Raw genomic sequence first — 18873 nt, forward strand, 5'->3', positions numbered from 1 at the left:
CGATTTGTTCACCATATACACCATGCAAGAGCAGCTGTCCGAAAACATCGGAGGCGATTTCATGGAGGAATGGGCAACAACCTTCTTGAATCCCAGTACGACGGCGAAGGTCAACACCGCTAAGAACCGTTAGCCTTAAAGTCAAGCCGACCGTGGATGAAGGAATCGTTGTGGCCAAGAGCAATAAGAAGCAACCAAAGCAGGGGCACCCGGGTCGTAGCCAACATGGCATGGTCTCGGTGGGGCAGGTCAAGATCGATCGTGGGATTGATGCGATGACGCCTTCGTTCGTGCGCTGGTATAGCCAATTTGATGTGGACACGGAGACTTCATTAGTGGTGCTGGCCGCGGTTCGAGAGACTTTGTATGGGTATGCCGATAGTGCCACGTTGGATTCGGTGACCGCATTCGACGTGCGTCCTCTCTTCGCCGCCATAGAGGATTTAATCGAGTTCCAATCTGGCTTTGAACCAGCCGGGCAAGCCGATCAGATGCGCGGACTGATCCACATGGCTTGGGCGGACTATCTTGATTACCTCGAAGAGATGGGGCTCTGGGAAAAGAGCACCCAGGATTTGCAGTGGTTGCGGAGCAAACTTGAGGCGTCTAATCTTTTTGCGACAGAAGACCTCGAAGCATCAGCAGTAAACGGTGAGGTTGAAGCTCTTCTGCTGACCGATATGACGAAGCCTCCACTGGTGGATTTGGCCCGAAACTTCGCACAGTGGTGCGCCAACGAATTAGGATCCGTTCAAGGAAGAATTCTTGACGAAGATTTCATCCCCCATGCGGCGAAAGCGCTCAATGACGAGGTGCTCAAGACACTGAACACAGAGCAGGCTGAGCAGGTCCTGACCATCACCTTCATGGGGTTGTTGAGAGCCGAAGTCGTCGCGCTCGAAGCACCAAATCAGTTATCTGCAGGCGCCAGGTTCTCTGAGTTCCAGAAATCAGCTGGTGAGCTGACCTTCGAGACGATTTACATGTTCCTGCAGAGCTTCCTCGACGCCTACCTTGAAATGCCTGAAGACACCGATCCAATGGTGGTCGAGACGTGGGGTCTGGCGAACCTGTGGATACTTGAAGGTATCGAAGGTGGAGGGCATGAAGTCGCCGAACCTCGCGACGAACAATTTTCCGCCACCGTGTGGGACGCCGCGCATCAACGCATGGCAGTATTGTGCGCACTAGGGCTCGTCGAAGAGGGAGAATATTATTCACTTCCCGGCTTCGTCGCAGCATTCTTGACCGACATTGATGAAGAGACAGAGGACGAAAACTTGACTGAACAGAATCTGGACTCGAAGTGGGAGGAGCTTTTGGCATTGCTCCCGAACGAACCGCGACGCTTGAAACGCGAAGAGCCCTATACCGGCAAGGTGCTGCAGCTCAAGCTCGGATTAAAAGAAACCAAGCCGCCGATCTGGCGCAGAGTTCTAGTGCCGATGGATCTGCACTTAGGTGACCTGCACGATATTATTCAGGCGAGTTTCGACTGGTACGACGGACATCTGCACGAGTTCCGCTCCGGCGGATATAAGGGCACCAGCTATGGGCCCGAAATTGAGGAGATGGAATACGACGAAGTCGAGGACGGCTTCCTTGTGTCCGAGCTACTCAAGGCAGAGAAAGACCGTCTGGATTACGCCTACGACTTTGGCGACGGCTGGGAAGTGCGTATTGATGTAGAGAAGATCCTCGACTCTGCCGAAGGCCAGCTTCCACGTTGCACGGGAGGCCGGCGTATGGCGCCCATTGAAGATAGCGGCGGGCCCTGGGGTTGGGCAGAAATGCTCAAGGCTATGAGGGAGCCAGCTCATGAAGAACATGGCGAAGTCTCGGAATGGTTTGAAGAGATGGGTGTGGACGAGATTGATCCTGCGGCCTTTAGCATCGAGGAGATCAACGAGGCCCTGGAACTTGAGTTCTAACTTCTAAAAACCAGCAGAGCAAAAATAAAGTTCCCCATTGATGACATCAAATTCTGATGCCCCCAATGGGGAACGAATGCGCTTATGGGTCGGTTATCGCTGGGATTCTTCGGGACTGACATCTGTTGCAGGACCAGCGGGGGTTGCCCCACCTTCATCGGTCCAGTCATGTCCCGCTTCATCGGAAAGCGCGGGATCCGAAATGTGGTCCTCCAGCGTCTGATCCGAAGTATCGGTGGAATTCGTTGGGACGCTTTCTTTCATACATCTCCCTATGCTCGAACTTCCGCCGCCAACCTCTTGCCTGCCAATAATGACCAAGGACTAAGGGGTCGAGCGATCCTTACCCGGCCAATCTAGCACTGCACTGCGAGGTTTGCGAGCGTTCTAAGAAAGCTCTCAGCTAACTGATCAGCAACGTTTTGATATTGCCGAAGTGCCCGCGGGGTTCGACCCCCATCAGCAGCACAGTGGTAGCTTGTAGATGAATCGAGGAAAACCATAAACCTTGGACTTCCTCATTGGCCGATATGCGGAAAGCCAGGCAAAGGGGACACACGATGGAAGCGACGCAGGAAACCGATATGAGCGATCTCGGGATTGCCTCGCGGGCGGTGCTCAAGCCAATATCCGAGATTGCACAGCGTGCGGGGATCCCGGATATAGCCGTTGAATCCTATGGCAGGTACAAAGCCAAAGTGGACCCGTCACTTTTGGCGGCTCGCGGAGACCGTCCGGGAAAGGTGATCCTGGTCAGCGGTATGTCACCGACGCCAGCTGGTGAAGGTAAATCAACCATGGTGGTGGGCTTAGGCGATGCTCTTACCGCCGCCGGAAGCAAAACCATGATCGCCTTGCGTGAACCATCTGTGGGCCCAAGCTTCGGGATGAAGGGCGGGGCCACCGGTGGCGGCTACTCGCAGGTGCTGCCCATGGATGAAATCAACTTGCATTTCACCGGGGATTTCCATGCCATCACCAGTGCCAACAATCTATTGATGGCACTGGTGGACAACCACCTGCAGCAGGGAAACTCGCTGGGCATTGATCCGCAGCGGATCACCTTCAAGCGGGTGATGGACATGAACGACCGCGCATTGCGCCACGTGGTGATCGGGCTTGGGTCGGTGACAGACGGAGTGACCAGGGAAACCGGTTTTGAGATCACTGCGGCTTCCGAGGTGATGGCGGTCTTCTGCCTGGCCACCGGGCTGGCGGATCTGCGTGCCCGATTGGGCCGGATGACTATTGGTTACAGCTATGCCAAGGCCCCGGTCACCGTTGATGATTTGGGTGCCGCCGGCGCCATGGCGTTGCTGCTCAAGGATGCAATCAAGCCCAATCTGGTGCAGACCATCGGTGGCACGCCCGCGTTCATCCACGGCGGGCCATTCGCTAACATTGCCCACGGTTGCAACTCGGCCATCGCCACCAATACCGCCCGGACACTCGCCGATGTTGTGGTGACCGAGGCCGGTTTCGGTACCGACCTGGGGGCCGAGAAATTCATGGACATTAAAGCCCGCTATGCCGGATGTGCCCCTGACGCGGTGGTCATCGTCGCGACAATCCGTGCGCTGAAGATGCATGGCGCGGTGACCAAGGATGAGCTGGGCAAGGAAAACGTTGAGGCGGTCCGTGACGGACTGCCCAATCTCGCACGGCATGTCTCGAATATCAAAAAATTCGGCGTCCAGCCGGTTATCGGCATCAACCGGTTCACCTTGGACACCGAGGACGAACTAGCGGTGGTCACCCAGTGGGCGCAGGCTCACGGGGTTGAATGCGCAGTCGCAGACGTGTGGGGTCAAGGCGGTCAAGGTGCCGTCGACTTAGCCTCCGCGGTCTTGCGCACCATCGCGACGCCAAGCAATTACGCCGAACTATATGAGTTGCAGCTGCCCATCGAGGAGAAGATCTCTACCGTGGTGCGCGAGATGTATGGAGCCGCCGGGGTGGAATACTCGGCCAAAGCTAAACGAGTACTTGAACAGATCCACGCCAACGGATGGGACCAGCTACCGGTATGCATAGCTAAAACCCAGTACTCCTTCTCCGATGACCCAACTCTGCTAGGCGACCCCGGAGGCTTTACGCTGCAGGTGCGTGAGTTGATTCCCAAGACTGGTGCTGGCTTTATCGTGGCCATCACCGGAACGCTGACAACCATGCCAGGTCTTCCCAAGGTTCCCGCTGCCATGCACATGGATGTTGATGGCAACGGGAACGCGGTGGGGCTGTCCTAGGAGGGCTTCTCTTCAGATTCTTCTGGCACCCAGCGCAGGATATCTCCGGGTTGGCAGCCAAGGACCCGGCAAATGGAATCCAGGGTGGTGAAACGAACCGCCTTGGCACGGCCGTTCTTCAACACAGCAATATTTGCTGCTGAGATTCCGACGGCCCGGGAGAATTCTCCCACCGACATTTTCCGCTTCGCTAGTTGCACGTCGATGTCGATAATGATGGGCATCAAACCACCTCTGCTAATTCAGCTTCGAGGCTAGTTGCTCCGCGCAGTAAGCCTTTCATGACGAGCATTAGCAAGAGAAGTGCGATTCCGCAGGCCGTGGCAGCCATAACGGCCAAAACGATGCCGGGGCCTCCAACGTTAATAATTCCCAGTAAGTGACTACCTAGCCCCAGCACTAGAACGGTGGCAAGTGCGATGGCCCCAATGATGGTGTTGACCCAAACGAAGGCGCGTTGATTAAAGATAGTGTGGTTCTCTACCAAAGACAGTAGTTTCCAAATGGCCACCAGTGCCACCTGCATGCACGCGATTCCCATGATCACTACCGCGGCATAGGGAGCCGCGAGGAAAGCGACTTCAGGGAACTGACTTGCATTTTCTTGAGCCAACGTGGGTATCACCCATATTTGCCAAGGGAAGCAGCCTAGGAATATCAGGACGAGAAAGGCCCGGAGAAGGGTTGTCAGCGCTGTATTCATAAGTTGATCATCGATCATTATCTATCGAAAATCAATAGGTACTGTCAGCCCTTCTCCGAAAAGGCAGCCTTAGGCTCGTCGCTGCACAAACACCACGGTGTCCTGTAGCGTCGCCGGGTTACCCTCTGGGTCGGCGATGGGGCGTTCGGCGATTTCTGCCCGGAGGATATTCCACTGCTGCGGATCCAAATCAAGTGCAGCTAGCTCGGATTCCGGGCTTGGGAAGGAATGCTGCGCCATCTGCTCATTAGTGGTCCATGATGGGGCGGCCGCGTGCGATACTGCCAGCAGGTGTCCACCGGGAGCTACTAAGGATGCGGCGCTCTGCAGAGTCTCGGCGCGCGGAAATTCGAAGGGAGCCTGGAAGAAGCTCAAGGTCACCAGATCAAATTGTTCATCGGTAGTCCACGTGGTCAGGTCTGCGGTGATGAAACGGGCCTGGCTCTCACTCAAGTCATGCTTGGCTGCATCTGCCTGTGCGCGTTTGACCGCGGTGGCGGAAATGTCCACGCCGCTTGCTTTCCAGCCCTTGCTGGCTAGCCACAAGACATCGGCACCTTCGCCGCAGCCGAAGTCCAGGCTTCTGCCAACGGGAAGGTCGGCGACGGTGTCGGCCAGTACCTTATTAACGTTTCCAGACCAGACTCGCTCGGACTGGCCGTAGTGGTTTTCCCAGAAGGCTACGTGGTCGGCCTCGGTCTGGTGATGATGTGAATGCATGAGTTCCCCGTTCTAAATTTTTAACGACCTGTTTCTTCAACTGTAGGACGCAAGCACCACATGTTCACCTCATTTTGCTTCTGACGCAAAAATTGCCACTGGTCGAGCAAATCACATGTTTCCTTGCCCTTCGAAGCAGACGTGTATTGCCGGTGCACCGTAGGCTTGAGGTAAGCAAATCCGCACAGAACTCGAGGACATTTCATGGCTAGCAAGAAGAAACAGGGCAAGAAGAATTCCGGTGCAGGCAACCCTGCCAAGGCAGCACAGCGCGGGCGCAGTGTATTTCGGATCCAGGCCGAAATTCTTGTCGATTCATTGCGTGAAGACTACGCGAAGTGGGTTACCGAAAAGGTGCCGTCCGTTGGTCAGGAAGAAGCTGCGCAGCTTGCCGAAATTCAGCTGGGTGTTGTGCGCTCCATCGGTGCCGAATATGCCGAACACGCGCGCAGTTCAAACCTGCACCACATTGAGCCAGAGCTCTTCGGCGAAGTGTTCGCTGAGTTCTTGGTCAATCTGCCCGAAGGCCTGGAAGCCGAGCCGATCTTCAGCGCGTGGCTTGAGTTCTTCGCTTACCAGCACGAGCGTGGCATCTGGGAAGGCGGCGAGGAAAATCTTACCGAGCTGCGCGAACTGCTGGACGACGCGCTGAAGGGTTTCGCCGAAGACGACGCGCAACTGTGCGAGTTGCTTCGGAGCACCGATCTTTACACCAAGGTCAAGGCCTTCTCCGAGGCATTGGGTGACGGCGTGGACATCACCGCGTTTAGCGAGGCGGCCAACGAAGATCGTGTACGAGTCATGGCGTCGGTAGGCGTAGATGCCGCAACCGTTCCGGTGGATGCGCCGGCCCCGGACGTTTTTGCCCACGTCTGGAACGCCGCGATTCTCTCGGTGGTTGACCCATCCGAAGGGCGGATCGTGCGTGATGACCTGGCCTTCGCTCACCTGATTGAAGGCGAAGAATCCGAGAGCGCACAACTGCTCTTTGAGATGGGTGTTGGCTGCGTGCAGAGCCATCTGGTACCAAACCAAGCCTTCACCGAGCGCGACGAAGCGTACTTCTTGGTGCTCCGTAACCTGTTGGTCACCGCGGTCACCGGCCGCCCGGCAGATCTCGAGGCACTGCGCCGTAACTGCGGGCCGAAGAACTTCGACGCGGTCCTTCCGGAAGCTCGGCAGGCACTTGTCTCCTTGGAAGGTTTCGGACTGCTCAAAGCCAACGGCGAGGAATACGAAGTGGACGAGCGGCTGCTTCCGGTGATCTCTGCCGGCGTCAGCGAAGCCGAAAGCCTGATCGAAGAAACCGAATAGGCGCTACATGCTGGTTTCATCTTCCCGTGCGTAAGCGATGGCGATGAGCCGCCGCAAAACCGTCAGGTCGATGTCCTCAAGTTTTTTCACATAAACGCAACCTGCTCCCTCGGTGTATTTACCAAGCTGGGGGAGCAGCTGTGCACCTTCGGGTAGATCTTTGAGCCCATAAATGGATTGCTGGGCCTTGCGTGGGGAAAATCCGGTCTTTGGCCAGATCCCGGTGTTCCTGGGATTCGACGGTGAAACGAAGGTGTATTGCCCGTAACCCACAATGGATGGACCCCACAGCACGGGCTGCTCGCCGGTAACTTGGGCGAAGATCTGCGCCAAGACCTGCGCATCCTCGCGGCGTTTGAGTGGAGTGGACGCGTTGATGAAATCTGCGACGTTTGCGTCGGTGGGCTGCGTTTTTGCGGTGCTCAATTCACGCTCTCTCTCCAGGTAGCCTAAGCAGGCTTAATTTTGGGTGCAGGTTTTGGATCACTGAATATTTCTGAAAGCCTGCGGTACTGTTTGCTGGTCAGGGCCAGCAGTGCCGCTAGCACCATGATCAGTCCTGCCGCCAAGAAGATCAAGGCGATCCCGCGAGCGTCACCCTGGCCAACCAACCAGCCAAAGCTCGTATCGCCGTTGCCGGTCTTCATGAACGGGATGATCAGGTATTGGGCCAGTGGAGCGATGAGGAACGCGGTGAGAGGTGCGGCCGCGGCTTCCAGCATCTGCGCGAAACCAAAGACGCGCCCTTGCCTCCTAAAAGGTACAACTTTCTGGATGACCGTCTGTTCCGAGGCCTCGACCGCGGGAATCAGCACCATATACATCCAGATCCCCACCACGTAGAGCCAAGCCCACTCGCGGATGGTGAAGATCGCACCCAGTATCCCCATGGCGACCACGGCCAGAAGCAGTGTGCGGATCGGATTTTTGCCTAACCCAAATTTGGCAATCAGCAGACCGCCGATGACAAAACCGGTGGATGCTAAGCCGAAGACAATTCCCCACGCTTCCACGGACATGATGGTCAGGCCGTAGGGGTCCATCAGAGCCATGTACACGCCGCCGATGAAGTTGTTAAACATCGAAAAGATGATCAGTGCGAATAGTCCCGGGATCGCAAGCACGGTAGTGAATCCCATCTTCAGATCCGCTGTTCGTGAATGCTCTGGCTCGGTTTCCGGTGCTTCTTCGGGCAAGGAGACAGTTAGCAAGTGGATCAGCGAGGCAAGGACTAACAAGATTGCCAGCATTAGTGTCCACCCCATGCCGAGCAATCCAACGGATAAACCGCTGAATACGCTGGTGGCAATGAACGCGATGCCTTGCACGGTTCCGACCAGGCCGTTGGCATTTGCATGTCGTTCTGGTGGAATCAGCAGTGTCACCGTGGTCGACAGGGCGATCCCACGCATTTGCTCTACTACGGCACCAATGAGAATTACTGAGCAGAACAGCCAGAACTGCCAACCACCGATATCAAGTATCGATTGGGTGGGCAACCAGAGATAGATCAGCCCGGCAAGGGAGAAGAGAGCCGCGGTGAATATCGCCGAAAAGAGAAAAATCGACTTCTTCTTGTGGTTGTCTACGAGAGTCCCGAAGATCATCGAGAAAGCGGCGATGAGCAGCATGTAGGAACCGCCGATAATGCCGGTGGCCATGACATTCTCAGTCTCCAGATACACCCAGAAGGTCAATGCGAACCAGAGGTAACTAGTCGTTAGATTGGCTATCGCCGTATTGACCAGAATATGCAGGAAAGAACGTTGGCCGTTTTTAGGCTCGGTGCTGGGCCGATCCTGCGCTTCGTTGCCTTGCACGTGCTCTGCCATTTTGAGGTTCACGATGATCGGGATTAACATGCTTCTGCGTAAAGGACATGATACGACCAGTGAGAACGCCGCGGTAGATATTCTAGAAATTTCTGTAACAAAACAAGTTCAGATGCTCTTATGAGCCAAGGATAATTACGGTTAGGTCACTATTCGAAGAATACGAGTACGCCGGTGTAGTTAAGCGCTTAGACTATTGAATGTTTACGCGATTATGCAGCATGCTTCGTCTCCCAGGGCGCTAGTATGGTTGTCGATTCGTGGCAGTAGATAATGTCATTGTTTGAGATTCTTATTATTGAATACGAGAATTTCTCTCAATAAAGCTCCGGAGAGGAACCATGCCCAAGTACTTCCAAAGACTCGTGGGTCTTGCTGTCATTGCCATAGTCAGTATTGCAGCACTGCTGATGTGGTGGGCTTTGAGTGCAACAGAAACGCCGGTCCTTTGGAAGCCGGTGGAGGTCCAACTGGCAGGGCTCTGGTCTACGTTCTACAGCGCTGAACTTCCAAATACTGAGATCCTATATTTTGCCGTGGCTATTGCCCTCTTCATGGTCGCCTTCGTGGTGCTAAGTGAACGGTTGGTAACCCGTCGGTTCCGCCGGACACCGGTCGAAAAGACTTCGCGTCCGCTAGCCCCGCGAACCGTGATGGCCCGAACCCGCGGGGTCTATGCCGGACCGGTGACAGTCACGGTATTGATTCCAGCGCACAACGAGCAAGCTTCCCTTCCATATACCCTGCAAGCGTTGCAAGAACAGACTTTTAAACCTCATCGGGTAGTAGTGGTTGCCGATAACTGCACCGACAATACGGTAGCTGTTGCCTTGGAGCATGGAGTCGAGGTGTTCGAATCCGTAGCCAATGTCCACAAAAAAGGTGGCGCCTTGAATCAGGCGTTGGAAAACCTTCTGCCGCAGTTGGGAGACAACGACTGCGTTATGGTCATGGATGCAGATAGCCAAATCGGAAACGATTATCTGAGTACCGCAAAAGACCGTTTTACCGCGGATCGCGCGTTGATGTCTGTGGGCGGACTATTTCATGGTGAACAGGGGCATGGGCTTATCGGCCAGTTCCAGCGCAACGAATACACCCGTTACCAGCGCGAAATTTCCCGCCGTGACGGACGAGTCTTCGTACTCACCGGCACCGCATCGGTATTTCGCTCAGCAGCACTGCGCGAAGTGGCGGCATCTCGCGGACATACACTTCCTGGTACACCCGGAGATGTCTACGACACCGCCGCACTCACCGAGGACAACGAGCTGACCATTGCCATCAAAACACTGGGCGGTCTGACAACGTCGCCGGAAAAATGTACGGTAATCACCGAACTGATGCCATCGTGGAAGATGCTGTGGGCCCAACGCCTACGCTGGCAGCGTGGTGCCTTGGAGAATCTCGGAGCTTACGGAGTCACTCCTCAGACGATGCGGTATTGGGCTCAGCAGATCGGAATCGGCTATGGGGTGATTGCCCTGTTCAGCTATTTCTTGCTGATGGTCTTGATGCTGGTATCTATGGATACCTGGGTCTGGTTCCCGTTCTGGATGCTACTGGGACTAATTTTTGCGATTGAACGCGTTGTCACCACATGGCATGGAGGTTGGAAGGCTCGGATCTTGGCGGTGCTTGTCATCCCCGAATTGGTCTACGATGTTTTCCTGAATCTGGCCTTTCTCAAAGGCGTCGGAGATATTGCCTTTGGGCGCAGCGCCTCATGGAAGCACGTGGAACATAACGAACCAATCGAAGAAGGGGCTAAGCGATGATGTTTTCCGGTCTGATGGTGCCACGCGGCATACTGCTGCCAGAGAGCGTGCTGGCGAGCTCATGGTTTAGCGTATTAGCTTCATTCGTAGCCATTAATACGGTGATTTATTTGGTACTGGGAATTATCAAGATCATCCCCGTCATTCGGATTTCTTCCGGGCAAGGACGCGATCGACGTTCAGAAACTCGGAACATTGATCCCGAGGCGTCGGTGTAAATCATCCAAGATCATCGGAAGCTGTTCGGTTCGGTTCCCAGCTGCAAAGTAGAAACCTTGGGCGTAATCGATGGCTAGGTGCCGGATAAGTTCGAGGTCTTCCGCGGTCTCTAACCCTTCGGCGAGAGTCTTGGCTCCGGTCTCCCTGGCAGCTGAAAGCAGCGAGTCTACCAATTTACGGACCTCAGCTGATTCAGCATAGGAACTGATCATGCTGCGGTCTAGCTTCACCACATCTGGTTCCAACTCCAGGATCCGAGAGCGGTTTGCATATCCGATTCCTGCATCATCGATCAGCAGCAAGCAATTGAGGCTTGTCGCGATATTCCTGGCTTGGTTGCACAGACACGGTTCACTGAGTTCGTTTAGTTCCAAACCCCAGGTTAGCCGAGCGTCCATTTCCACGGTTGCCGCTCCCAGCGCTTCGATGGTTGGACCTGACGCGTTAAGCGTGAGGAGCATGCCTGAGGGAAGATGCACGCTAGCCTGAATGATTCCGTCGATTACCTGTAGTTCTAGTTCGGTAAGCCGGTTCTCCGTGTAAGCGTTGCGGAAGTGCACATCAGGAGAAACCTCATCATCAAACCGAGTCAGTGCCTCAAATCCAAAGACTGTCCACTGATCGACATCAATAAGAGGTTGGAAAACAAAATGCACGATATAGCTCCCTTGCAGAGGGAAATTTAGACTAGACGAGAGACAGCATCCGATAAGGGAAACCGGAAGTAAACATTACAGTGCGCGATGAGCTAAAGCTACGCGCGGATCAAACACACAGCATGGGGGCATCTTGTGGATCTAGGTACTGATCAAAGAAGATCAACAGATAAACACTGGTGGGATCCGGCGGGTATCGCGCAACGCCTGGGTGGGATCACAGATATCGGTGTGAGCATCACCGGGCTCGTGGCGCTGTTTCTGATGATTCTGTACCTCATCAATATCGTGCAACCAGGGGGGTCTGGCATCTATCTTTGGGCGTCGGTGGTTCACTTTCTTGGTGCGCTGACTGTCCTCATTTTAGTTCTCCTTAAAGGTGATAAATTTCCGCTCTGGGTGGCCTATGTCGGAGTGCTGACGGAACTTTCCTCGTTTGTCTATAACGTTGCCTTCACTACAAACCATGAACAAGTGATATTGCGGCTTCAGGAGTTCCCGCTCATTGCGCTATACCTGTCATGGTTGTTCCCCGTCTGGCTCACTCGACTATCGATTTACCCCACGATGATCTTTACAACGGTCTACGCGGTGTTCTTTGGTCCGGCGGTTGGTACCGAACACAGCCAAACGCTGCTCAACATTGCCGGACTGACATTTTTCACTTTCCTGAGTATCAACGTGGGAACTTTTGTCCGCAGAAGATTCGAACAAGGCACCGAAATTGATGCGCTTACCGGAGCTTTAAACCGCAATGGACTATCGCTACGCGGTGAGCCAGCTCTTGCCCGCGCACTTCGTTCATCTCTTCCCATGACCGTTGCCCTGATTGACCTCGATGGGTTTAAGCAGATCAATGATTCGCAAGGGCATGAAGCCGGTGATCAAGTGTTAGTCAACCTCGTGGCAAATTGGAAGCAGGCCACAAGAAAATCGGATCTGGTGTGCCGTTTAGGCGGAGACGAGTTCGTTCTACTCTTTCCTAATACCGGGATGGACGATGCCCAAAGGCTGCTGGGCAGGACGCAGAGTTCAAGTGAGTATTCGTGGTCTTATGGGCTGGCTCAAGCTATCACCGGAGACAACCTAAGCACCATGATTCTGCGTGCCGATCGAGCCATGTTTGAAAACAAACGGCGACGCTCAGAACGTATTTAGCCCTCCAGCTTTCCACCCATGCGGTCCTGCATTTTCTGGCTGGCCTCGTTGAGTCCGCGAATCTCTACCGCTTTCCCGTAGCTGGCATACTTGGTCCTAACGGAGTCCAAAGCAGCCACCGTTGAGGCATCCCACAGGTGGGAAGCAGACATGTCGATGATGATTTTTTGCGGGTCACCAGCGTAATCGAATTGGGTGTAGAGGTCATTTGACGAGGCGAAGAACAGCTCGCCGTTTACGTGGTAAATCGCAGTGTCGGCGTCGGTTCCGGCCAACGCTGCCGTCGGCTGATCGCGCTTCACGGTCACAAAGTGCGCTACCCGGTTGGCGAAGAGAACCATTGCGGTCAGCACGCCTAGTCCAACGCCGATGGCCAGGTTGTTGGTGGCAACGGTGAACACAACTGTCACCACCATCACCGCGGTTTCGCTCTTAGGCATCATCTTCAGCGTGCTCGGCCGGATACTGTGCCAGTTGAAAGTCGTCATCGACACGAAGACCATGATTGCGACGAGTGCAGCCATCGGGATTTGCGCCACGATGTCACCGAGCAATACCGCCAAAAGCAGCATGAAGACGCCAGCGAACATGGTGGAGATGCGGGTTCGGCCACCGGAGGCTTTCACCCCGATCATGGTCTGGCCGATCATCGCGCAACCACAGATTCCGCCGAAGAAACCGGTCACAATATTCGCGGTCCCCTGACCCCAAGATTCCCGGGTTTTATTCGAGGGGGTATCGGTGATGTCGTCAACGAGCTTGGCAGTCAGCAAGGACTCCAACAGGCCCACGAATGCGACAGCTAATGCATAGGGCGCGATGACCTGCAACGTTTCGAAGGTGAAAGGAACGTTGGGGATCAAGAAGAAGGGCAGTGATTCAGGCAGCTCTCCCTTGTCGCCCACGGTAGGCACGGTGACCTTGGCAAGCACGGTGATCAGCGTCAGTACGACGATTGCGATCAGTGGGGCAGGGACCGCCTTGGTGATTTTCGGGAAGAAGTAGACGATAGCTAGGCCTAAAAGAACCAGTGGGTAGACGGCCCACGGAACGTCTCCAAGCTCAGGCATTTGTGAGAGAAAAATCAGGATGGCGAGTGCGTTGACGAACCCGATCATCACTTGCCGGGGGATGAAGCGCATCAGTTTCGCAACACCGAGTAGCGCCAAGATCACCTGGAAAATACCGGCTAAAATTACCGCAGCAAAAAGGTAGTCCACCCCATGGCTACGCACCAGCGGAGCAACTACCAACGCGACCGCGCCGGCCGCGGCAGAGATCATTGCTGGACGGCCACCGGTAAATGCGATCACTATCGACATGGTGAATGAAGCAAAGATCCCGATCCGCGGATCAACTCCGGCAATAATCGAGAAGGCAATGACCTCGGGGATCAACGCCAGCGAAACTACTAGACCGGCCAGCAGCTCGGTTTTAAGCAACCGTGGCGATTTCAAAGTACGCCAGACGGACTGCCGTTCTAGCGGCGTCAGTTCGTTAACCGCGGTAGACACGGGTGCTCCATTCATTTGAGGACCCCAGAAAGCTGCGTGCGGGGACTATCTAAAAATATCGCACCCGGTGCCCGGAAGCTAAGTAAGGTGCTCGGAATCTCGGCGCCAAAATTCAGATGGAGCCCGTGTGCTGTTAACGAAAATTCCCCGCCGGTAAACCGGCGGGGAATCTCACGATCATCACTCGCACCTTCAATGAGGTATTTACTACTCTAAGCGTGAATGCTGTGCAGTAACTTTGGGTGAGCCCGGCATTTGATGAGGGTCACGGATGATCGCTCTTGAATCCCAGGACCTTGGCCGGCCATTTCGAATTTTAGCGGGCCTTGTGCGGCAGCCTCGAAGTCTTTGGCTTAACGAAAACTCCCCGCCGGTAAACCGGCGGGGAGTTTCACGATCATCACTCGCACCTTCAATGAGGTAATTACTACTCTAGGCGTGCTTGCTGTGCAGGAACTTTGGTTCGGCTTCGCGTTCGCCGGTGCTAGTCCGTGCCGGGCCCGACGGGAATCTTGTCCCCGACGTAAACTTTGCCCCCACTTTCGAGGAACTGCTTGCTTTTCTGCGCCATTCCGGCCAAGGCAGCTTGAGCCTCGGCGGACCCGTACTCGTCACGGATGTCTTGGGAGATGCGCATAGAACAGAATTTCGGGCCACACATCGAACAGAAATGAGCGGTCTTTGCCGGTTCTGCCGGGAGCGTTTCGTCGTGGAACTCCTGCGCGGTGACCGGGTCTAAGGACAACGCAAACTGATCACTCCAACGGAATTCGAAGCGTGCTTTGCTCAGGGCGTTGTCTCTGTCGATTGCGCCGGGGTGGCCTTTGGCTAGATCCGCAGCATGAGCAGCGATCTTGTAGGTAATGACTCCGGTCTTCACATCATCACGGTTGGGCAGCCCCAGATGCTCCTTGGGAGTCACATAGCAGAGCATTGCCGTGCCGTAACGAGCGATTTCGGTAGCACCGATGGCGCTGGTGATGTGGTCATAACCCGGTGCAATATCCGTGACCAGAGGGCCCAGGGTATAAAACGGTGCACCGTCACACAGCTGTTGTTGGCGTTCCACATTTTCGCGCACCAAATGAAATGGGATATGCCCGGGCCCCTCAACCATGACCTGAACATCGTATTTCCAAGCCCGCTTGGTCAGCTCGGCCAAGGTGTCCAACTCGGCAAATTGTGCCGCATCATTGGCATCTGCGATAGATCCCGGGCGCAGCCCATCACCCAGGGAGAAGGCCACATCGTAACGAGCAAAGATCTCACACAATTCATCAAAGTGGGTGTAGAGGAAATTCTCTTGATGGTGCGCCAGACACCAGCCAGCCATAATTGACCCGCCGCGCGAAACCATTCCGGTGACACGGTTGGCGGTCAGCGGGATATAGCGCAGCAAGACTCCGGCGTGAATGGTCATATAGTCCACGCCCTGTTCGCATTGCTCAATGACGGTGTCCCGGAAGATCTCCCAGGTGAGTTCATTGGCTTCGCCATTGACCTTTTCCAGGGCCTGATAGATCGGCACGGTGCCTATGGGCACCGGGGAATTGCGGATGATCCATTCGCGGGTGGTGTGAATATCATCCCCGGTGGAAAGATCCATCACCGTATCCGCACCCCACTTGGTGGCCCACTGGAGTTTGGAGACTTCCTCGGCAATTGAACTGGTAACCGCCGAATTACCGATGTTCGCGTTGATTTTGACTAAAAACGCTTTACCGATGATCATCGGTTCGGCTTCCGGGTGGTTGATATTTGAGGGAATGATGGCGCGGCCGGCGGCTAGCTCGCTGCGCACTAATTCGACATCGCAGCCCTCGCGCAATGCCACGTAGCGCATCTCTTCGGTGATCAGTCCCCGGCGTGCGTAATGCATTTGGGTGACCCGGGCGCCGGGGTGCGAACGCAGTGGAGGCGCGGATCTGCCGGCCCACTCGGCGCTTGCCGTGCCGCGGCGGACCGCAGACTTTCCATCATCGTGCAGATTACGCTCACGCCCTGCATAATTTTCGACATCTCCGCGCGCCAGAATCCACGATTCCCGAAATGGTTTAAGGCCTGCGTTGGGTTCACTACCCGGGCCGCTGGTACGGTACACGGTCAGCGGTTCGTTTGGTTGGCCATTGGGAGAATCTGCCAATTTGATCCGCGTGACGGGCACTGAGATCCCCGTGGATGCGCGGTAGGCAAGGGTGTGGGCAGGGTGCTGTTCAAATTGTTCCACTGTTGGAAACTCACTTCCTTCGCCGGCATTACCCGGACAGGTTCAACGGTCGCGGACGGCAATAGTCCGGTCTCAGCCCCTGCCGGGGCACCCGTGTGGTCTGAATTAACGTACCACGTCAGACACGTTGAGGAAGGAACTCAAAAAATGGGAGTTGTGTTTGGCGCAATGAAAAAGGTGGGCCAGACGCAGGACGGGACCACCTTTTTGAACATTACCCGCACCTTCAAGAGGTACTTACTGCACCGGAGCCTGGAGCCATGTCTGAGCTTTGGCTGCGGGTCAATAATGCCTCGGAAACGAGCTACGCGAGACTTCCGGGGTTCGGCACAGCGGCCTGCGGTCAGGGTCATGATCCACGAATATGTATCATGCATGCTGAGGGTAGGATGGATGGAGCGTCAGCCGTATAAGGGGAGAAATGAAGCGCCGTATCGCCGATATCGAATTTGAGCAGCTGATGCTCAGTCGCTACACCATTGCCCACCAGCGACAGGCCGGTGGACTGGATCGAAGCGTCTATCTGTTGATGAGCCGTATCGACGGGCAAGGCCCGATGACCATCGCGGAACTGAGCCACGCATTACGCCTGGATGCCTCGACCCTGCAGCGGCAAGTAACTAGTGCAATCAAGGATGGCTATCTAGAGCGGATTGCCGATCCGGAAGGACACCTGGCTCGTAAGATCACGTTGACCGCCGACGGCGAGCAACAAATGAACGAAGCCCGAAAAGTCTCGACGAACGCGCTGGAACACATCATGGGAGATTGGTCTACGTCGGATATCGACTCGTTCGCAAATTTTTTGCACCGCTTTAATCTGTCGATCGAAGAATATAGCGAATCAAAGCGGACTTAAAGAAAAACTCCCGTTGGGCAATATCCAACGGGAGTCCTTACGATCATCACTCGCACCTTCAAGGAGGTAGTTTCTACATTAGCGATGCTTCCTATGCCAGTGCTGAGCGCAAGCTTCGTAATAGCGCAGACTCAGCCGCAAGCGGTTATTTAGCTGGAACTTCTTGATGATTGCCTACCGGTTCCAGTACGGGCTTCGCTCGCGCTGAAGGAATCAGTGCGGCAAGTACTGCCGCGATAACCGAGATGCCAGCGCCCAGGATTAGCGCCATCCGGAAGCCGGTCTCCGAGGGGACCGTGACACCGCTGAAATCGGTGGTCATCTGGGCCAAGACGAGGCCAACAACAGCGGCGCCGGTGGTGGTGCCTAGCGACCGCATCAGGGTGTTGAATCCATTGGCCGCAGCGGTCTCGCTACGCGGAACAGCGCCCATAATGATTGCCGGCATCGCGCCGTAGGCAAGAGCGACACCACTATTGACGACAAGGCTGGTGGCCAGCAGGCCCCAGGTGCTGCCCATGCCCAGCAAGCCCACGCCATAGCCGATTGCGAGAATCGAGACGCCGAGGGTAAGGGTGAACTTCGGTCCCCGCGCGTCGGTGAGCTTTCCGCCGATGGGAGAAAGCACAAGCATCATCAGGCCCGCCGGGGCCATCCAGAGGCCAGCTGCAAGGATGGACTGTCCCAAGCCGTAGCCCGTTTGTGTGGGCAGCTGAAGGATCTGAGGCATGACCAGCATGCTCGCGTACATGCCAAAGCCCACAAAAATCGACGCGATATTTGTCAGCAGAACTCGTGGAATGACCGCGGTGCGCAGGTCCACCAGTGGATCCTTGGTGCGTGTCTCCCAAATTCCCCACAGTGTTAGCGAAATAGCGGCAACGGCCAGTAGTCCCAAGGTCATCGCAGAAGCCCAACCCCACGCCGAGCCCTTGGAAACAGCAAGAATCAATGACACTAAACCAATAGTCAGCCCGATGGCGCCGAGCCAATCGAATTTCTGTCCAGCAGCTCCCGCGGGCAGAGCCGGGATCAGTTTCCAGATGGCTAATGCGACCAGCAACGTAAGTGCGGCACTTCCATAAAACACCGCGCGCCAGTCGGCAAATTCGATCACTGCCGCGGAAAGCGGCATGCCCACCGCTCCACCGACACCTAGCGTGGCACTGACCGTGGCAATGGCGGCGGAGAGGCGTTCTTTAGGGACCAAGTCGCGCAGCATGGCGATGCCCAGCGGGACCATTCCCGAACCGAAGCCTTGCAGTGCACGTCCGGCAATCATCAGTTCAACATTTGGTGCGACCGCACACAGCAGCCCACCGATAAACAGTGGGATCGCAAGAATGAGGATCATTTTCTGCTTGCCAAAAAGGTCGCCGAGCCGTCCGGAAATGGGTACCGCTACGGCCGCCGCCAGAAGTGTCGCGGTAATGATCCAAGCGGCATTATCCGCCGAAGTATTAAAGATGCTCGGAAGCTGGGGGATCAGCGGGGTCACCATGGTTTGGGTGAGCGAGGAAGCGATGCCTGCAGAGGCGAGAACGCCTACGGCAAGACCTGAGCCGGGGATTCCGGCCGAGGTGGGTTTGGACACGAGGACCCTTCAGAGGGAATGTGTAAGATGCATACTGTATTCATCTTACACATGGACGCGGTGGCTCAAGAGATGGAGCAGTGCATGTTCGCAAGGCCCGGTATGTCCTGGCACGAAAATCT

Annotated in this window: 17 protein-coding genes and 1 riboswitch; of the genes, 7 read left to right on the forward strand and 10 right to left on the reverse strand. The window is 55.4% G+C overall.

Annotated features, from left to right (window positions below; translation table 11 throughout):
- The first annotated feature begins 170 nt into the window (after window positions 1–170).
- Entirely contained in the window at window positions 171–1931 is a 1761-nt protein-coding gene (locus VJ369_RS00290) for a plasmid pRiA4b ORF-3 family protein (RefSeq protein ID WP_324090164.1), read from the forward strand.
- A 93-nt stretch (window positions 1932–2024) separates the two neighbouring features.
- Here VJ369_RS00290 and VJ369_RS00295 read toward each other — a convergent pair whose 3' ends face one another.
- Window positions 2025–2195 (reverse strand): hypothetical protein, encoded by a 171-nt coding sequence (locus VJ369_RS00295; protein ID WP_181148042.1) that lies wholly within the window; start codon window positions 2193–2195, stop codon window positions 2025–2027.
- 296 nt (window positions 2196–2491) lie between these two features.
- Here VJ369_RS00295 and VJ369_RS00300 point away from each other — a divergent pair, with 296 nt between their 5' ends.
- Entirely contained in the window at window positions 2492–4177 is a 1686-nt protein-coding gene (locus VJ369_RS00300) for a formate--tetrahydrofolate ligase (protein WP_324090165.1), read from the forward strand.
- Here VJ369_RS00300 and VJ369_RS00305 read toward each other — a convergent pair.
- The 3 genes from VJ369_RS00305 to VJ369_RS00315 all read right to left on the reverse strand — a co-directional run bounded on the left by VJ369_RS00305 (window position 4174) and on the right by VJ369_RS00315 (window position 5600).
- Window positions 4174–4401, reverse strand: coding sequence for a helix-turn-helix transcriptional regulator (locus tag VJ369_RS00305; protein WP_324090166.1), 228 nt, complete (start codon window positions 4399–4401; stop codon window positions 4174–4176). The genes VJ369_RS00300 and VJ369_RS00305 overlap by 4 nt on opposite strands.
- Entirely contained in the window at window positions 4401–4790 is a 390-nt protein-coding gene (locus VJ369_RS00310) for a DUF2975 domain-containing protein (protein ID WP_324090167.1), read from the reverse strand. Before VJ369_RS00310 ends, VJ369_RS00305 begins: the two co-directional genes overlap by 1 nt.
- Window positions 4791–4949: 159 nt before the next feature.
- The gene (locus VJ369_RS00315; RefSeq protein WP_324090168.1) at window positions 4950–5600 is read right to left on the reverse strand and encodes a class I SAM-dependent methyltransferase; all 651 of its coding nucleotides are present in this window, start codon (window positions 5598–5600) and stop codon (window positions 4950–4952) included.
- A 204-nt stretch (window positions 5601–5804) separates the two neighbouring features.
- On the opposite strand from VJ369_RS00315, the gene VJ369_RS00320 reads away from it, so the two are divergent.
- Window positions 5805–6914 carry a hypothetical protein gene (locus VJ369_RS00320; protein WP_324090169.1) on the forward strand — a complete coding sequence of 370 codons (1110 nt, stop codon included), beginning with the start codon at window positions 5805–5807 and terminating at the stop codon, window positions 6912–6914.
- Window positions 6915–6917: 3 nt separating this feature from the next.
- On the opposite strand, the gene VJ369_RS00325 is transcribed toward VJ369_RS00320, so the two are convergent.
- Both VJ369_RS00325 and VJ369_RS00330 read right to left on the reverse strand, forming a co-directional pair.
- Window positions 6918–7340 carry a DUF1801 domain-containing protein gene (locus VJ369_RS00325; protein ID WP_324090170.1) on the reverse strand — a complete coding sequence of 141 codons (423 nt, stop codon included), beginning with the start codon at window positions 7338–7340 and terminating at the stop codon, window positions 6918–6920.
- A 23-nt stretch (window positions 7341–7363) separates the two neighbouring features.
- Complete coding sequence (locus VJ369_RS00330) at window positions 7364–8746, reverse strand: MFS transporter (protein ID WP_414652598.1); 1383 nt, start codon at window positions 8744–8746, stop codon at window positions 7364–7366.
- 341 nt (window positions 8747–9087) lie between these two features.
- Between VJ369_RS00330 and VJ369_RS00335 the strand changes: the two genes are divergently transcribed.
- Complete coding sequence (locus tag VJ369_RS00335; RefSeq protein ID WP_324090172.1) at window positions 9088–10524, forward strand: glycosyltransferase family 2 protein; 1437 nt, start codon at window positions 9088–9090, stop codon at window positions 10522–10524.
- Window positions 10521–10742, forward strand: coding sequence for a hypothetical protein (locus VJ369_RS00340; RefSeq protein WP_324090173.1), 222 nt, complete (start codon window positions 10521–10523; stop codon window positions 10740–10742). Before VJ369_RS00335 ends, VJ369_RS00340 begins: the two co-directional genes overlap by 4 nt.
- On the opposite strand, the gene VJ369_RS00345 is transcribed toward VJ369_RS00340, so the two are convergent.
- Complete coding sequence (locus VJ369_RS00345; protein ID WP_324090174.1) at window positions 10704–11399, reverse strand: EAL domain-containing protein; 696 nt, start codon at window positions 11397–11399, stop codon at window positions 10704–10706. The genes VJ369_RS00340 and VJ369_RS00345 overlap by 39 nt on opposite strands.
- Before the next feature lie 231 nt (window positions 11400–11630).
- Between VJ369_RS00345 and VJ369_RS00350 the strand changes: the two genes are divergently transcribed.
- Window positions 11631–12557, forward strand: coding sequence for a GGDEF domain-containing protein (locus VJ369_RS00350; RefSeq protein ID WP_324090175.1), 927 nt, complete (start codon window positions 11631–11633; stop codon window positions 12555–12557).
- On the opposite strand, the gene VJ369_RS00355 is transcribed toward VJ369_RS00350, so the two are convergent.
- Both VJ369_RS00355 and thiC read right to left on the reverse strand, forming a co-directional pair.
- Window positions 12554–14086 carry a SulP family inorganic anion transporter gene (locus tag VJ369_RS00355; RefSeq protein ID WP_414652597.1) on the reverse strand — a complete coding sequence of 511 codons (1533 nt, stop codon included), beginning with the start codon at window positions 14084–14086 and terminating at the stop codon, window positions 12554–12556. The two genes, VJ369_RS00350 and VJ369_RS00355, sit on opposite strands and share 4 nt — an antisense overlap.
- Before the next feature lie 469 nt (window positions 14087–14555).
- Window positions 14556–16298 (reverse strand): phosphomethylpyrimidine synthase ThiC, encoded by a 1743-nt coding sequence (gene thiC, locus VJ369_RS00360; protein ID WP_324090177.1) that lies wholly within the window; start codon window positions 16296–16298, stop codon window positions 14556–14558.
- Window positions 16296–16403, reverse strand: a riboswitch (TPP riboswitch). It overlaps the preceding gene by 3 nt.
- Window positions 16404–16719: 316 nt before the next feature.
- On the opposite strand from thiC, the gene VJ369_RS00365 reads away from it, so the two are divergent.
- The gene (locus tag VJ369_RS00365) at window positions 16720–17157 is read left to right on the forward strand and encodes a MarR family winged helix-turn-helix transcriptional regulator (RefSeq protein ID WP_324090178.1); all 438 of its coding nucleotides are present in this window, start codon (window positions 16720–16722) and stop codon (window positions 17155–17157) included.
- 145 nt (window positions 17158–17302) lie between these two features.
- Here VJ369_RS00365 and VJ369_RS00370 read toward each other — a convergent pair whose 3' ends face one another.
- Window positions 17303–18751: an MFS transporter gene (locus tag VJ369_RS00370; RefSeq protein WP_324090179.1), complete on the reverse strand. Its 1449-nt coding sequence runs from the start codon at window positions 18749–18751 to the stop codon at window positions 17303–17305.
- Between the last annotated feature and the right edge of the window lie 122 nt (window positions 18752–18873).

Origin of the sequence: Glutamicibacter sp., from assembly GCF_035257265.1 — a bacterium.
In the GTDB taxonomy this organism is placed as follows: domain Bacteria; phylum Actinomycetota; class Actinomycetes; order Actinomycetales; family Micrococcaceae; genus Glutamicibacter.

What these genes read in the sequence shown, in the direction of transcription:
- VJ369_RS00295 (WP_181148042.1), bottom strand. Translation starts at nt 2,195, where the DNA reads ATGAAAGAAAGCGTCCCAACGAATTCCACCGATACTTCGGATCAGACG.
- VJ369_RS00300 (WP_324090165.1), top strand. Translation starts at nt 2,492, where the DNA reads ATGGAAGCGACGCAGGAAACCGATATGAGCGATCTCGGGATTGCCTCG.
- VJ369_RS00305 (WP_324090166.1), bottom strand. Translation starts at nt 4,401, where the DNA reads ATGCCCATCATTATCGACATCGACGTGCAACTAGCGAAGCGGAAAATG.
- VJ369_RS00315 (WP_324090168.1), bottom strand. Translation starts at nt 5,600, where the DNA reads ATGCATTCACATCATCACCAGACCGAGGCCGACCACGTAGCCTTCTGG.
- VJ369_RS00320 (WP_324090169.1), top strand. Translation starts at nt 5,805, where the DNA reads ATGGCTAGCAAGAAGAAACAGGGCAAGAAGAATTCCGGTGCAGGCAAC.
- VJ369_RS00330 (WP_414652598.1), bottom strand. Translation starts at nt 8,746, where the DNA reads ATGGCAGAGCACGTGCAAGGCAACGAAGCGCAGGATCGGCCCAGCACC.
- VJ369_RS00335 (WP_324090172.1), top strand. Translation starts at nt 9,088, where the DNA reads ATGCCCAAGTACTTCCAAAGACTCGTGGGTCTTGCTGTCATTGCCATA.
- VJ369_RS00340 (WP_324090173.1), top strand. Translation starts at nt 10,521, where the DNA reads ATGATGTTTTCCGGTCTGATGGTGCCACGCGGCATACTGCTGCCAGAG.
- VJ369_RS00355 (WP_414652597.1), bottom strand. Translation starts at nt 14,086, where the DNA reads ATGAATGGAGCACCCGTGTCTACCGCGGTTAACGAACTGACGCCGCTA.
- VJ369_RS00365 (WP_324090178.1), top strand. Translation starts at nt 16,720, where the DNA reads ATGAAGCGCCGTATCGCCGATATCGAATTTGAGCAGCTGATGCTCAGT.